The sequence below is a fragment of the Candidatus Competibacteraceae bacterium genome, from assembly GCA_016713505.1.
GTDB lineage: Bacteria > Pseudomonadota > Gammaproteobacteria > Competibacterales > Competibacteraceae > Competibacter_A.
This window is the reverse complement of record JADJPA010000001.1, coordinates 3,177,101-3,190,421: the sequence shown is the minus strand read 5'-3', so window position 1 is coordinate 3,190,421 and position 13,321 is coordinate 3,177,101. Positions and strand designations below refer to the sequence as shown.

Here is a 13,321-nt window from a genome sequence, read left to right as displayed (position 1 = left end):
AGCAGTTTTACTGGAGAGTGTAAAGCCAAACGGCCGCCAACGCCGTCCGATTTGCGCTTCTAGGCGCAGCACTCGCTCAACGCCGCACGCTGGCTTGCAAGGCTTGGCGGATGATCGTCTCGCTGCTCAAGCCATCCGCTTCGATCGCTTGCACCATGCGCGAAGCTTCCGGCAGCTTGTAGCCCAGCGCCACCAAAGCGCTGATCGCGTCCTCCGTGGGGCTGGTCTCTGTCCTGGGAACCCGCCCACCCATCGCTGTGACCGCCATCGGGTTCAACGCCAGCTCGCCGATACGGTCCCGCATTTCGATGATCAGGCGTTCGGCGGTTTTCTTGCCGATGCCCGGCAAGCGGGTCAGCGACAACGTATCGCCCTCACGCACGCAGCGTACGAACAGATCCACGCTCATCCCGGACAGAATCAACAGCGCCAGCCGTGGGCCGATGCCGGTCGCCTTGATCAGATTGCGAAACAGCGCGCGTTCGTCGGTGCTGGCGAAACCGTACAGGGTGTGGGCATCTTCTCGCACCGCCAGATGGGTAAACAGCACGACCTCCGCGCCCACCTCCGGCAAGGTTTGAAAAGTGGTCAGCGACGCCTCCAGCTCGTAACCGACCCCGTGCGCGTCGATCAGCAGATAAGGGGGCTGCTTCCAGGCCAGCAGCCCGCGCAAACGTCCGATCATCGCCGCCGCCCGGCCAGCGCGATAGCCGCGCCCAGGCGTTGCTGGGTCTGTCGGATGTGCGCGTGGCAGATCGCCACCGCCAGCGCGTCGGCGGCGTCGGCCTGCGGCGCGTCAGGCAAATTCAGCAGCAAGCGGACCATGTGTTGGACCTGGAGCTTGTCGGCCGCGCCGCCGCCGACCACCGCCTGCTTGATGGCGCGCGGCGCGTATTCGCTGACCGGTAGTTCGGCCATCACCACCGCGCACAGCGCCGCGCCGCGCGCTTGACCGAGCTTGAGCGCCGAATCGGGATTGCGGTGCATGAACACTTGCTCGACGGCCACTTCCATGGGTCGATGCGCTTGGATGATGGCGGCCACGGCTTCATAAATGGTTTTCAGGCGCTCGGGGACCGGCCGGTCGCTGGCGGTCTGAATGCAGCCGCTGGCGACATGGCGACTGCGCGGTCCATCCCAATCGATGATGCCGTAACCGGTGATTCGCGAACCGGGATCGATGCCCATCAGCCGGATCGTGGTCACGCTCAAAGTTTCGCCAGGATGTCGTCGGGGATGTCGGCGTTGGAATACACGTTCTGGGTATCGTCCAAATCTTCCAGCATTTCTAGCAACTTAACCATTTTCTGAGCATCTTCGAAGCCCAGGGTGGTATTGGAGGCGGCCCGCTGGGTCACTTCGGCGCTTTCCGGTTCCAAACCGGCGGCGACCATCGCCTCCTTGATCGGGGAAAACGCGGCCGGCGCGGTCAGCACATCCACCGAGCCGTCGTCATAGCTCACTACATCGTCGGCCCCGGCCTCGATGGCGATTTCCATGATGCGGTCTTCGTCGCAGCCGGCCGGATAGCTCAGCACGCCCTGTTCGCTGAACTGAAAGGCCACCGAACCGCTGGTGCCGAGATTGCCGCCGCACTTGCTGAATGCGTGGCGGACTTCCGCCACCGTCCGATTGCGGTTGTCGGTCATGGCGTCCACCAGCACCGCCACCCCGCCCGGACCGTAACCTTCGTAGCGGATTTCCTCGTATTCGACCCCTTCCAGCGAACCGGTGCCCCGCTTGATGGCGCGATCGATGGTATCGCGCGGCATGTTGGCGGCCAGCGCCTTGTCCATCACCAACCGCAGGCGGGGATTGGTGCCGGGATCGCCGCCGCCCATGCGCGAGGCCACGGTGAGTTCCCGAATCAGCCGCGTGAACAGTTTGCCGCGCTTGGCGTCCTGAGCGTTCTTCCGATGCTGGATGTTCGCCCATTTACTGTGTCCTGCCATGTAGAGCCTCTTGCCTGGGAATCTTGCGAAGGGGCATTCAGTTTAGCATTTTGTCAACCCATCGCGCAGGCCGACGGACGGCGCTAGCCGCGCGGATGGTGGGAGGCGTAGCTGTGGAGTTTGCGGCTTGGCCCGCCAGAAAGCGGCGCTTGACTGGCCTTTCGGTTTTTCCCTACAACCCATATTCCGCTTCGACCGCGCCGCGCCCGCCATCGATCGCGATAGTCTGGCCGCTGAAACAGCGCGCGTCGTCGCTGGCCAAAAACCCTACCAGCGCGGCGAGTTCGCGCGGTTCCCCCCAGCGTTCCAGCGGCGTTAGCTGAAAGGTGGCGTCGATCATTGATTTGTTAAGGGCTTCGGACATTTCGGTTTTGAAAAAACCCGGCGCGACATGCATGACCCGGATGCCTTTTGGCCCTACCTCTCGGGCCAAGGCGCGGGAAAAACCGACTAACCCCTGCTTTGCCGCGTTGTGATTGACTTGTCCCAGTTGGGCGACCAACCCGGAACCGATGTTGATGATCACGCCGCTGCGGTGGCCGGCCATGATGCGGACTGCCGCCTTGCTACAATGGAACACGCCGTTCAAGTCGACATCCAGCACTTCCCACCAATCGCTGGCGCTCATCAGCAAAAAATAAGCGTCGCGGAGGATGCCAGCATTATTGACCAGAATATCCAAGCGCCGGTGCCGTCCAAATACCTCTTGAAACATCCGCTGTACTTGCCGCGGATCGGTCACATCCGCCTGATAGACAGAACCCTCGCCGCCGTCGCTTCGCAATTGCTCCAGGGTGTCACGGGCTTCTTGCTCGCGCCGCCGGTAGTTGATCACCACATAAGCGCCGCGCCGCGCCAGCTCTAACACCACGGCGCGGCCCAAGCCGCGGGAACCGCCGGTCACCACCGCAATTCGCCTGTCGAGAGTAGCCATCGCCTGACCCCGAGCTTGACTGGTCGGTGTTTGCCGCGCCGCCCTTCAGCGAGAGCGGCGTCCTTTCAAAATCCGTTGCCACCGGCGGTCAACCCACCGTCCATGACCCACAGTTGGCCGGTGATATAACCGCTGTCCAAGACCAGAAACGCGAGGCACTTGGCCACATCGACCGGTTCCGCCCAGCGCTGCAAGGGCGTGGTGGAGGCCAGGACGCGCTCGCTGGCCAACAGCTTGATCTCGGGGGCGTCCAGCAATCCGACCAACAACCCGGTGACCCGCACCCCCAATCGGGCGTGGCGGATACCCAGGGTGCGCGTCATCCCGGCGATCGCGCCGCGCGCGGCCGCCACGCAATGCCCCAGTTCGGTATCGGCGAACGAAGAGGCCAACAAAAACTGATTGACGATCATTCCGTTATTATTATAGAGAGCGATGATGGCCGCGGCGGCTAGGTCGCGCTGATACAGCTTCAAGGCATAAGACTGGAGGTCGGCCACGCCGGTTTCCCCACTCGGAACGAACAGGTTCACCAGGGCATCCAGCCGGCCGCAGCGCTCGGCGATTCCGGCCAGATTGAGTTCGACATCGCCTTCATCCAATGGCCGCTCGCTCAGATCGAGCGCGCTGCCCTCGGCCGATAGCTCCCGCACGATAGCCGCAGTCTGCGCGGGTCGAGCGGCGTCGTAGAGAGCGACGATCGTCCCGCGACGGACGAATTCCCGTCCCACCGCCAGCCCGATGCTGGTTCCAGCGCCGTGGATCAGAACCGCCCGGACATCGGCATCGTCGCTTAGCATGTTTGAACTTTCAAAAACAGCGCCCGTGGCGGCCAACGGACGGTTCGGTCCAAACCCAGCGCAGGCGTGCTGGAAGCCGGCTCCATCGCGGCCGCTCCGAGCTCAGGCAACCGTCCGCCGGTAGGCGCGCCGATCCGCCAGCACGTTTGGAAAGCGGTTATGACGGGAATTGGCGGAGCGGAGCGGGACAATGCGACCGGCGTCGTATTCGGCCCTCGCGCGATCCGTTTTATCAAAGTAGCTGTCTTGCCGGGGACGAATGCGCAGGCTTTCATTGAAAATGAATGGAGCCGAAACGGTCTTCACCGCATAACCGCCACGCTGGCCGCCAAGGCGGTAATTTAACCCGACATAAGCGTAATCGACCTCCAGAAAAGCCAATGCAATCCAGCGATTCAAAGTAAAAGAGAAAGCGCGGTTGACAACCTCTCCAATTTTGACGCCATCGGCATAGAGGTGCTCCCCGCACTCGATGGGCGCCTCATTGCCCGCGTCTTCTTCCAAGACTAGCCCAATCAGACGCCGCCGGATGCCTTCATGAAGCGTTTTCTCGACGGCTGCCCGACCGATATAGTCTTCCTTTTTGCGGCTCGCCGCGATCCGGGTATTGAGTTCCAGAACATGCGTCGCCCACCGTGCTTCACGATGGATGTTGGTGAAGCGGTTTTCCAGCTTGCATAAATCGAGAGCGGCGTAGCCGGCGGGCTGTATCTCAAAAGCTCGGCCGACTTCTAAAAGCTGTCGCCACAGATCGACCACGTACTCGATATCGACTTGTAGCAGATAGCCGTACTCACCCGTCTTATCAGTACGGTATAACGTGAACAAAATGCCATCCAGTTGGTTGCCAGAAGCGAGCTCCAGATGGCGTATCCCAATGATCCCCGGCCCTGACAACCGTTTGAGCAGCTCCCATGAGTAAGGGCCATCGAGACCGATAAAGGATTGGCTGCGAGTTTCGTCAACGATCGAAGCCTGCCAATCAGCCGCGGCCAGCTCGGCGTCGAACAGCGCATGGACGTGAGCCGGTTCGACGCCTTCGCTTAAAATTCTGTAAAAATCTCCGCAATTAGCGATTAGCACCTCACAAAACACACTGCCGTCTTCATTAAGAACATAAGAAGGGCTCAGGCAACCGCTGGGAAGATCCCGCAGATTGGAAAAACAGAGCTTATCGATCAACTGCAAAGCATCCGATCCTTGGACTCTAAAATGGCCCAGATAAGTATAATCCGCCAAGGCAATCCCTTTACGTATTTTCTGATAGTCCTTTTCCAAGCTATCATGCACGTTGGCGATCAAGATGCCATCCCGCCAGCCGATGGTTTCATTATTATCATAAAATGCCGCGATCTTACTGAGCTTATTCATCATTTCGGACCTGCTTTGCTCGGTCTAGCTTCTAGCTTGTACAAAATCGGCCAAGGTGTTGATGGTCCTCATCGAGAAAATTTTTTCTTCCGGCAAGGTGATTCCAAATCGAAATTGCAACCCAACAATAATATCTGCGGCGCTGATTGAATCCAGTGACAAACCGCTCCCAAACAGAAAAGTATCATCATCGATTTCGTCTATACTGTATTGTAATTGAAGCCGATCGATCAATTCCTCTTTGATGGTTATTAAAATCTTCTTGCGTTGCTCGATTTTATCCCGCAGATATTGATTCATAGCGATTTCCAGCCAATTAGTTTTAGAGTCGCTAAATCAATAGAACCTATAACGGTCCAACGCTCTCAAAAGGCATTGGTAATTTTAAGCCGATTTAAAATGAGCTCTCTTTTAAAATTGCGTGCGCCCGCCCTACTGAGTCGCGATGGCTTAGCGGCCAAAAGCTCCGCCAACGCCCGCGAATACCCGCTTAACTTGAGAGTGTTTCAATCCAACAAGCGAAGAACGGCAGCCCGTCGATGATCGTCGGCGGTCCGGCGCGATGTGCATGAAAGCCCGCTCGATGCAGCAACCTTTCGACGCCAAGGGGAGAAATGGTGATCAAGCGTTTGGCGCCCTGAGTGGCGGCATAACGGATCGCCTCCCCGAGCAGGCCGATCGCTACCGCCGACGATCCGATGCCTGCCGTCGCGGCGGACCGGCCGTCGAAGTCCACCGCCGCGAACCGAGACAGCTCCCATACTTCGGGGGAGCACGGCGCGGGCAAGCCGTTTAGCAGTTCGGAGAACACTTCCCCCAAAAGGTAAGGGCGAACGGTGGGAAGCAGCCTGGCGCAGCCCAAGATACGACCGTCGTCGCCTTGCGCGACCAAATAGACAGTATCAGGACGATCGAACTGATCCAGCTCCGCCCCATCCCGCGTTCGGAGATTCCATCCCAGTCGCTCGACGAAAACCGCATAGCGGTATCGAGCCACCTTCGCAGTCAAGTCTCCCGAAAATTCTGTAGAAATACCCGATACGATTTGCATATCGCTTCCAAACGACACTTGGGCATCGGGATTTAAATTAGCAGCGTTATTAATAGGGCGTAACTGTCATATGTGACAGGTTGTCACACAAATCGAGTATTTATATGGTTATAGATTGCTTGCTTCCATGTTAAGCTATTAATAGCGGCTTCCAGCAGGGCGGCGGTTTCGCGCGGACCCAGGTCGCGCTGCCGCTCATCGACGAGCATGATGTTACTGCGTGGAGCGCTGGATCGGATGTAAAGCGGCGCCGCGCTCGCCACCTCCAGCCGCCAATCCCAACCGAGGGTGAGGGTAGGCTCGGTGGTGCTGATCCATTCGGTATAGCCGGAGATCGTGGTGACACCCGCCCCTTCTGGCAACGAACCAGGAGCTTCTTGATCCAGGCCGGACCACAAATGCACCAACGGAGTGGCCAGCAGGTTTTGCAAGGTCAGCCGTACATACCCATCTTCGGACGGGGTAGGTCGGGATGCGGGCGGGCACGCCTTGGTATCGGTCTGATCGGACAAGGTCGGTCTTTCGCAAATTCGCGCAGAGCTACCTTACCCGACAGTCCTGACCCGCGAAAGTGTCAAGTCTGACAGGTCAGGTTCGATTCGAGCGAACCAGGGCGGGAGCGACCCACCCTGGCTCCGCAACGCGTTTCTCAGGCAGATCACCGTGAGAGTCTGGCAGGAAGATCAATTACAGACGTTGCTCGGTATAGCGCAAGAGCAGGAGTATTTCCAAACGCTCGTCGGACTGGCGCGCGAGCTCGGCTTCGATTTCTGCGCCTACGGGCTGCGCCTGCCGTTCCCCTGCTCCCAATCCCGGATCGTCATGTTCAACAATTATCCGGCGGCCTGGCAGGAACGCTACCGGCAACAAAACTATTTGGCCATCGACCCGACCGTACAACACGGGATGCGTTCGGTGTTACCGGTGATTTGGTCTGATGACTTGTTCGTCCCGGCGCGGGAATTTTGGGAAGACGCTCGTTCCTTCGGCCTGCGCTTCGGCTGGGCTCAGTCCAGCCGCGACGCCAACGGCGTCGGCGGTATGCTGACGCTGGCCCGCTCCAACGAGCCGCTTTCCGATGCCGAACTGCGAGACAAGGGCCTCCAGTTGGCTTGGCTCAGTCAAGTGGCGCATCTGGGCATATCGCAGCGGTTGATGGCCAAACTGCTACCGGAAAGCCAAGCCCGCTTATCCAAGCGGGAATTGGCCGTGCTGTGCTGGACCGCCGAGGGTAAAACCGCCGCTGAAATTGCCCTGATTTTGAAAATTACGGAGCGCACGGTCCATTTTCATATCGGCAATGCGATCACCAAACTGAAGGTTTCCAACAAAACCGCCGCCGTCGCTCGGGCGGTCATGCTTGGAATGCTGTCTTGAGGGACGACCGGGCGCTCTAACCCAACAGCCAGGCGGTTTTATCCCTGTAGGACCACCATGGAGCAACCTTCCAACGCACCCTCCCAAGCGGTGCTTTTGGCGCTTTTAATGGTGTTTTTGCCCGCCCGCGGACGAGACCGGCCTGTAATGGCGGAACCGTCCGGTGGCGAAAAACGCGCTGGCCTGCGCCATTGCGGTCGGGTCCACCAGCATTTGCATGTGGGAAACCGGTAGACAAATGTGATCGGCCATGCCGGATAGTTGGGTTTCGACCACCGCGATCAGCCCATCGGACGGCTCCGGCATGGCGGGAAACAGCAGCCCGAAACCGATGTTCAAGGTGCCGGCGATGGAGCCCAGTTGATTTGGCGCGGTCCAGGTCGGCGCGTCACCTAACAAGCCGCCTTCCAGACCTCGGCCCACGCAGAAATCGAGCCCGAGATCGTGCATGATCCGCGCGGCATAGCTGCCCTGGTGCGGCGTGCCCAGCGTCACCACCCGGCCCGGCTTCTGCTTTGGATAGTCATGAAATAAATAGCGCACCACCAAACCTCCCATGCTGTGCGCCAGAAAATGGACAACCGGCGTGTCCACCTGTTCGAGCAGCCCTTGCAAGGTAGTGGCGTTTTCCGCCGGCGACCGGGTCATGGTCGGATAGGAATAGTTCACCGTCTGATAGCCTGACTGCTCCAGCCACGACTCCAGCAGGCACATCCACAGCCCGTGAACGTACAAGCCGTGGACTAATACCACCGTTTCCTGTCGCGTGCTCATCGTCAGTTTCTCCAGGGCATTTTTTATGGTGTTTTATCGTGCCCGACCATTCTAACGAAATATGCCCGATCCTGGTTTTTTCGCCTTCATCATTTTGAAAATTATCGGTCAAGTACTTGCAATAGTGTCAATAAGACACTAACATAAGGTGTAATTTTTACACCATGTCGGAACCGAGTGATGGCCGGCCCTGTCTCGCTAACTCTGAGTACTGATGTTGTGCCCTTCGCCATCCGCGCCGAGCGGTTGGAGGTGCTGGTGGTGCGACAGCCGGGAGGTTGGCGATTGCCCGGCGGCTCCCTCGGGGTCGGCGAACATCTGGATACGGCCGCCCGCCGGCAGCTGATCGAGCAAACCGGCTTGGATGAGGTCTATCTGGAGCAGCTTTACACCTTCGGTCGACCGGCGCGGGGAGTTGGAACGCTGGCGGTCGCGGTGGCCTATTACGCCCTGGTTCCCACCGGCGCCCTAGCGGCCGACTCCGTGGCATCCGGCGCCGCAACGGCCTGGATTTCCGCGGAGGCGCTAACGGATTTGCGGTCGGATCACGCCGATATTGTCAGGTTGGCCCACCGGCGGCTGGCCTCCAAGCTGGCGTATTCGACCATCGCCCTGCAACTGATGCCGGAGCGGTTCACGCTGAGCGAGTTGCAGGCGGTCAACGAAACCATTTTGGGCGAGCCTTTGGACAAGCGTAATTTTCGCAAGCGGGTTCTGGCGCTGGACTGCATTGAGGCGACCGGGGAAATGGCGCGCAGCGGCGGCCATCGCCCGGCTCGGTTGTACCGAGCCAAGCGCCCCGGTCAAGTTGACTTCATCAAGTGACGCGACCGTCTCGGTCGCCGGAGAACACCTATGAATGCTGTCGTTGCCCCGATTGTCGTGAAGGACCGTCGCTTGTCGCCCGGGCAAGTGCCGCCCACCGTGGTCGAAACGCTGGAAGCTCCCGAACGCGAAAAGCTGGTCGCCAAGATCAAGCGCCTGCTCATCGAGCAAGACGCTACCTTGGTCGCTCATTACTACACCTCGCCGGAATTGCAGGAACTGGCCGACGCCACCGGCGGTTACGTTTCGGATTCGCTGGACATGGCCCGCTTCGGCACCGAGTGCGCGTCGCAGACCCTGATCGTGGCCGGCGTGCGGTTCATGGGTGAAACCGCCAAGATCCTCAATCCCGAAAAGCGGGTGTTAATGCCGGATTTACAGGCCGAATGCTCGCTGGATCTGGGCTGTCCGGCCGACGAATTCGCCGCGTTCTGCGCCCGGCATCCCGACCGGACGGTGGTGGTCTACGCCAACACCAGCGCGGCGGTGAAGGCCCGTTCCGACTGGGTGGTGACCTCGGGCATCGCGCTGGAGCTGATCCGCCATCTGGCCGAAAGTGGCGAAAAATTGATCTGGGCGCCAGACCGCCATCTGGGCGCTTACATCCAGCAGGAAACCGGCGCGGACATGCTGTTGTGGGGGGCCGCCTGCGTGGTGCACGAAGCCTTCAAGGCCGACGGGTTGCGCCAGCTGCGCGCCGAACATCCCGACGCTAAGGTGCTGGTCCACCCGGAATCGCCGCTGGACGTGATCGCCCAGGCGGATGTGGTGGGTTCGACCACCGCCTTGGTCGAGGCCGCGCGGAAGCTGCCGGCCAAGAAGTTCATCGTCGCCACCGACAACGGCCTGTTTCACAAGATGCAACAGATCGCGCCGGGCAAAGTGTTTCTAGAAGCGCCGGTCGCCGGCAAGGGCGCCACCTGCGTCAGTTGCGCGCATTGCCCGTGGATGGCGATGAATGGCTTGCGCAATCTGGCCCGCGTTCTGGAAACCGGCGCGAACGAAATCCACATCGACGAAGCGATCCGCGAGCGAGCGGCCTTGCCGATCCGCCGCTTGCTGGAATTCGCCAAGCAGCGCAAGCGCGTCGTGCTGGGCAACAACGACGCCTGAACGCCGGGACCGCCGCCGCTCAACCCCCAGCGGCGGCTCCACTTCGAAATCATTGAGCATCGCCAGACAACGGCGCCCGATCGATCAGCTCGGCGATGGGCCGGGCGCTGACCACGAACACCTGAAAGGGGCTGCGCTCCAGATACGCGGCGGTGAAACCAACCGAAATGGCGGAGGCGTAAATGAGCATCGCCGCCAGTTGCGAGCGCCAGTTCTCCAGATGGACCAGTCCCACCGACAGCAAGGTCAGCGTTCCCAGACAGGCTACCGCAAACCACTTCAACGGATCGCCGCGCCGCTGGCTCAAGGCCAGCCGGTGGTAGCGCGCCGAGCGCGCCTTCTCCAGATTCTGCGCCAGCGCATACTGAGGTCCGGCGCTCAAGCGACCGGCCAGCGCTTCAGCCAACGCAAGACGGCTCATTTGACGCAACAAATCACCCGCCTGCGGGCTGCTTTCTCCCCGCGCCAGCAACGGCCATTCCCGCACCGTCGCGCCGGCGTAGCCGCGCACGGCGGCGGCGAGCGGCGCGCCGACGTCCGCTGGCAGCCCTTGAGCGATATCGAGCAGACCGTGCAGGCCATCGGCTTCTTGCAAGATCATGGTCTGCGCCCGATCGCGAATATTCCAGATATCATTGGCGAAAAAAGCCATGTACAACCCGAACAACAGGCCGATGATCGCGACCAATTGCGGTGAAACGTTGGTCAGCGCTCGAAAAGCAAGACGGGTGCGCGGCGAATTGATGAGCCAGAAAATCAAGCCCACTGTGGCATAGGTCGCCAGAACGCCGAGTAACAGCAGCGCGATGTAGTGAAATTCTTGAGAAAAAGTCATAAGTTGGCGGAAAGGCTCGGCTATGATTAGGCGCGGTCAGCGGCTGGTAAAACCCCCTGTAGTTCGGCCGATCCCGATGGGGCGGTGGGTTTTGGCAGCGCCTGATACCCTCTGGCTTTCACCCGATCCCGCGCACCGAGATGGTCGGAACACCCGAACAGCAATACAATACTGTGTTTGACGCTAGTCTCCAAAACTGCACGGATACCTCACCGACGGAGCCGTAACGCCGTGAAACTTCGAATTCTGCTGAGTTTGTTCTTGCTGGCGGGCGCTTGCTACGCTCCGGTGGCAAGCGTTGGCGCGCCCAACGTTCCCGAAGCCACTCCGGCCACGACACCCCCGCCCAAACGCTTCAATTTCGTCGATATCCGCCGCCGCGCCGAAGTGCTGGCCAATCAGCCCTATCAGGACCCCACCGGCAAGCTGCCGGATTTTCTGGCCAAACTGGATTATGACCAGTACCGGGATATCCGCTTCAAGGGCGAAAAAAGCCTGTGGCGCGATAGCGGGCTGCCCTTTGAAATCCAATTTGCGCCGCTAGGATTTTTGTTCAACCGCCAAGTCACCATCAACGTGGTCAGCGATGGCGAGAGCAAACCGGCGGAATACGCCAACGACCTATTCGACTACGGTCGCAACGCCGTGCCGGATAACCTGCCCAAAGACTTGGGATTCGCCGGCTTCAAGGTGTTGTATCCGCTGCACACCGACAGCCATTACGATGAAGTCGCGGTCTTTCTGGGCGCCAGCTACTTTCGCGCGGTCGGCCAAGGCCAAAATTACGGCTTGTCGACCCGCGGCCTGGCTCTCGATACCGGCCTGCCCAAACCCGAGGAATTTCCCTATTTTCGTGAGTTCTGGCTGGAAAAACCCACCAAGGATTCGACCGAGCTGATCGTCTATGCCCTGCTGGACAGCCAGAGCGTCGCCGGAGCCTACCGCTTCGCTATCCGGCCGGGCGTCGCCACCCAAATCGATGTCAAAGCCAGCCTGTTCGCGCGCAACAAAATCCAGAAATTCGGCGTGGCGCCGTTGACCAGCATGTTTTTCCACGGCGCGCTCAACGAACGCTTCTTCGACGACTTCCGCCCGCAGGTGCATGATTCCGACGGCCTACTGCTGGCCAGCGGCAACGGCGAATGGATTTGGCGCCCGCTCAACAACCCGCCGCGGCTGCGGATCAGCGCCTATCAGGACACCAACCCGCGCGGCTTCGGCCTGCTGCAACGGGATCGTGCTTTCGACAATTACCAGGATCTCGAAGCTCACTACCAGACCCGACCCAGCCTATGGGTCGAGCCGCAAGGTGATTGGGGCAAGGGTTCGGTGGAATTGATCGAGATTCCCAGCGACGCCGAGCGCTACGATAACATCGCCGCGTTTTGGGTTCCCGAAAAACCCGTCGAAGCGGGCCAGCAACTGGAGTTCAACTATCGGTTGTCGTTCTCTCTCGATTTGCCGAATCTGTCACCGGGCGGTCGGACGCTGGCCAGCCGGGTCGGCGCGGGCGGCGCGGGCGACCTCAATCCCGACCTGCGGCGCTTCGTGATCGATTTCGGGGGCGAAGCGCTGGCCAAGCTGGCCAACGATGCGCCCGTGCAGGCGGTGGTCAGCGGTTCGACCGGCCAGATCAAGAACGTCGTGGTCCAGAAAAACCCGCACGGCAACAGCTGGCGCTTATCGTTCGAATTATCGCCGCAGGGTACCGATCCTTCGGAACTACGGGGCTTTCTCAAACTCGGCAACGACGTGCTGACGGAAACCTGGAGCTACCAGTGGACCGTGGCAAAGTAAGCGCGGCGCATCCGTATCTGGGCCCGCCCGCCACCGCGCCCGCCACCGAATTGCTGTTCGGCCGGCTCGGCGCTTACTGGCGAATGCTGGGCGTGACCGATCCCGCGCAAGTGGCCGCCTTGAGCGAACAGGCGTTGCGACGCGCCAATGAGCTCACGGAACCGGCCGGACTCGATCCGCTGGGGCGCACGCTGCTGGCCACCGGCGAGCTGTTGGGCGACTGGCTGGCCCAGACACTGAGCTTGCCTCGGACGCCGCAAGCCTTGGCCGCGGCGCGCGCCGCGCTATTGAGCGGCCTCGCGCCGGATTGGCCCAAGCTGCTGTTCGCCCCACCCGGCGAAGGAGACACGCTGAGGGAGACCCTGGGTGAGGCCATGGCCGAACCCACACCCCCGCCCGCGCCCGGCACCATGCCGACCCAACCGATCGAGCTCTTTTCAGTGCTCAGCGAAATCCGCCGCCTGTGGCAAAAAACGCCGGACGCTTGATGGC

General features: G+C 60.4%; 16 protein-coding genes. 5 read left to right on the top strand and 11 right to left on the bottom strand.

Going from position 1 to position 13,321, the window contains the following annotated elements:
• Window positions 1-76 precede the first annotated feature (76 nt).
• The 9 genes from ruvA to IPK09_14525 form a co-directional block, all read right to left on the bottom strand.
• Window positions 77-685: a Holliday junction branch migration protein RuvA gene (gene ruvA, locus IPK09_14565; GenBank protein MBK7984823.1), complete on the bottom strand. Its 609-nt coding sequence runs from the start codon at window positions 683-685 to the stop codon at window positions 77-79.
• Window positions 682-1,188 (bottom strand): crossover junction endodeoxyribonuclease RuvC, encoded by a 507-nt coding sequence (ruvC, locus tag IPK09_14560; protein ID MBK7984822.1) that lies wholly within the window; start codon window positions 1,186-1,188, stop codon window positions 682-684. Before ruvC ends, ruvA begins: the two co-directional genes overlap by 4 nt.
• A 20-nt stretch (window positions 1,189-1,208) precedes the next feature.
• Window positions 1,209-1,952 carry a YebC/PmpR family DNA-binding transcriptional regulator gene (locus IPK09_14555; GenBank protein MBK7984821.1) on the bottom strand — a complete coding sequence of 248 codons (744 nt, stop codon included), beginning with the start codon at window positions 1,950-1,952 and terminating at the stop codon, window positions 1,209-1,211.
• Between the two features lie 172 nt (window positions 1,953-2,124).
• Complete coding sequence (locus IPK09_14550) at window positions 2,125-2,886, bottom strand: 3-oxoacyl-ACP reductase FabG (GenBank protein MBK7984820.1); 762 nt, start codon at window positions 2,884-2,886, stop codon at window positions 2,125-2,127.
• A gap of 65 nt (window positions 2,887-2,951) precedes the next feature.
• A complete protein-coding gene (locus tag IPK09_14545) occupies window positions 2,952-3,686 on the bottom strand; it encodes an SDR family oxidoreductase (GenBank protein MBK7984819.1) in 735 nt (244 codons plus the stop codon).
• Between the two features lie 102 nt (window positions 3,687-3,788).
• Window positions 3,789-5,060: an aminomethyl transferase family protein gene (locus IPK09_14540; protein MBK7984818.1), complete on the bottom strand. Its 1,272-nt coding sequence runs from the start codon at window positions 5,058-5,060 to the stop codon at window positions 3,789-3,791.
• A gap of 21 nt (window positions 5,061-5,081) precedes the next feature.
• Entirely contained in the window at window positions 5,082-5,357 is a 276-nt protein-coding gene (locus IPK09_14535; GenBank protein ID MBK7984817.1) for an acyl carrier protein, read from the bottom strand.
• Window positions 5,358-5,547: 190 nt separating this feature from the next.
• The gene (locus IPK09_14530) at window positions 5,548-6,108 is read right to left on the bottom strand and encodes a GNAT family N-acetyltransferase (protein MBK7984816.1); all 561 of its coding nucleotides are present in this window, start codon (window positions 6,106-6,108) and stop codon (window positions 5,548-5,550) included.
• Between the two features lie 83 nt (window positions 6,109-6,191).
• Window positions 6,192-6,620: a DUF4902 domain-containing protein gene (locus tag IPK09_14525; protein ID MBK7984815.1), complete on the bottom strand. Its 429-nt coding sequence runs from the start codon at window positions 6,618-6,620 to the stop codon at window positions 6,192-6,194.
• 151 nt (window positions 6,621-6,771) lie between these two features.
• Here IPK09_14525 and IPK09_14520 point away from each other — a divergent pair, with 151 nt between their 5' ends.
• Window positions 6,772-7,485, top strand: a complete 714-nt coding sequence (locus tag IPK09_14520; protein ID MBK7984814.1) for a LuxR family transcriptional regulator — start codon at window positions 6,772-6,774, stop codon at window positions 7,483-7,485.
• 105 nt (window positions 7,486-7,590) lie between these two features.
• Here the strand turns inward: IPK09_14520 and IPK09_14515 are convergent, their stop codons facing one another.
• Window positions 7,591-8,259 carry an alpha/beta hydrolase gene (locus tag IPK09_14515; GenBank protein MBK7984813.1) on the bottom strand — a complete coding sequence of 223 codons (669 nt, stop codon included), beginning with the start codon at window positions 8,257-8,259 and terminating at the stop codon, window positions 7,591-7,593.
• Between the two features lie 180 nt (window positions 8,260-8,439).
• Between IPK09_14515 and IPK09_14510 the strand changes: the two genes are divergently transcribed.
• Both IPK09_14510 and nadA read left to right on the top strand, forming a co-directional pair.
• Window positions 8,440-9,084 carry an NUDIX domain-containing protein gene (locus IPK09_14510; GenBank protein ID MBK7984812.1) on the top strand — a complete coding sequence of 215 codons (645 nt, stop codon included), beginning with the start codon at window positions 8,440-8,442 and terminating at the stop codon, window positions 9,082-9,084.
• Between the two features lie 30 nt (window positions 9,085-9,114).
• The gene (nadA, locus tag IPK09_14505) at window positions 9,115-10,197 is read left to right on the top strand and encodes a quinolinate synthase NadA (protein ID MBK7984811.1); all 1,083 of its coding nucleotides are present in this window, start codon (window positions 9,115-9,117) and stop codon (window positions 10,195-10,197) included.
• 49 nt (window positions 10,198-10,246) lie between these two features.
• On the opposite strand, the gene IPK09_14500 is transcribed toward nadA, so the two are convergent.
• Window positions 10,247-11,032 (bottom strand): hypothetical protein, encoded by a 786-nt coding sequence (locus IPK09_14500; protein MBK7984810.1) that lies wholly within the window; start codon window positions 11,030-11,032, stop codon window positions 10,247-10,249.
• A gap of 231 nt (window positions 11,033-11,263) precedes the next feature.
• Between IPK09_14500 and IPK09_14495 the strand changes: the two genes are divergently transcribed.
• Window positions 11,264-12,829, top strand: coding sequence for a glucan biosynthesis protein (locus IPK09_14495; GenBank protein MBK7984809.1), 1,566 nt, complete (start codon window positions 11,264-11,266; stop codon window positions 12,827-12,829).
• Window positions 12,811-13,317: a hypothetical protein gene (locus tag IPK09_14490; protein MBK7984808.1), complete on the top strand. Its 507-nt coding sequence runs from the start codon at window positions 12,811-12,813 to the stop codon at window positions 13,315-13,317. Before IPK09_14495 ends, IPK09_14490 begins: the two co-directional genes overlap by 19 nt.
• Window positions 13,318-13,321: the final 4 nt, after the last annotated feature.

What these genes read in the sequence shown, in the direction of transcription:
- IPK09_14515 (MBK7984813.1), bottom strand. Translation starts at nt 8,259, where the DNA reads ATGAGCACGCGACAGGAAACGGTGGTATTAGTCCACGGCTTGTACGTT.
- IPK09_14510 (MBK7984812.1), top strand. Translation starts at nt 8,440, where the DNA reads ATGGCCGGCCCTGTCTCGCTAACTCTGAGTACTGATGTTGTGCCCTTC.
- IPK09_14545 (MBK7984819.1), bottom strand. Translation starts at nt 3,686, where the DNA reads ATGCTAAGCGACGATGCCGATGTCCGGGCGGTTCTGATCCACGGCGCT.
- IPK09_14540 (MBK7984818.1), bottom strand. Translation starts at nt 5,060, where the DNA reads ATGATGAATAAGCTCAGTAAGATCGCGGCATTTTATGATAATAATGAA.
- nadA (MBK7984811.1), top strand. Translation starts at nt 9,115, where the DNA reads ATGAATGCTGTCGTTGCCCCGATTGTCGTGAAGGACCGTCGCTTGTCG.
- IPK09_14535 (MBK7984817.1), bottom strand. Translation starts at nt 5,357, where the DNA reads ATGAATCAATATCTGCGGGATAAAATCGAGCAACGCAAGAAGATTTTA.
- ruvC (MBK7984822.1), bottom strand. Translation starts at nt 1,188, where the DNA reads ATGGGCATCGATCCCGGTTCGCGAATCACCGGTTACGGCATCATCGAT.
- IPK09_14530 (MBK7984816.1), bottom strand. Translation starts at nt 6,108, where the DNA reads ATGCAAATCGTATCGGGTATTTCTACAGAATTTTCGGGAGACTTGACT.
- ruvA (MBK7984823.1), bottom strand. Translation starts at nt 685, where the DNA reads ATGATCGGACGTTTGCGCGGGCTGCTGGCCTGGAAGCAGCCCCCTTAT.
- IPK09_14550 (MBK7984820.1), bottom strand. Translation starts at nt 2,886, where the DNA reads ATGGCTACTCTCGACAGGCGAATTGCGGTGGTGACCGGCGGTTCCCGC.
- IPK09_14500 (MBK7984810.1), bottom strand. Translation starts at nt 11,032, where the DNA reads ATGACTTTTTCTCAAGAATTTCACTACATCGCGCTGCTGTTACTCGGC.
- IPK09_14555 (MBK7984821.1), bottom strand. Translation starts at nt 1,952, where the DNA reads ATGGCAGGACACAGTAAATGGGCGAACATCCAGCATCGGAAGAACGCT.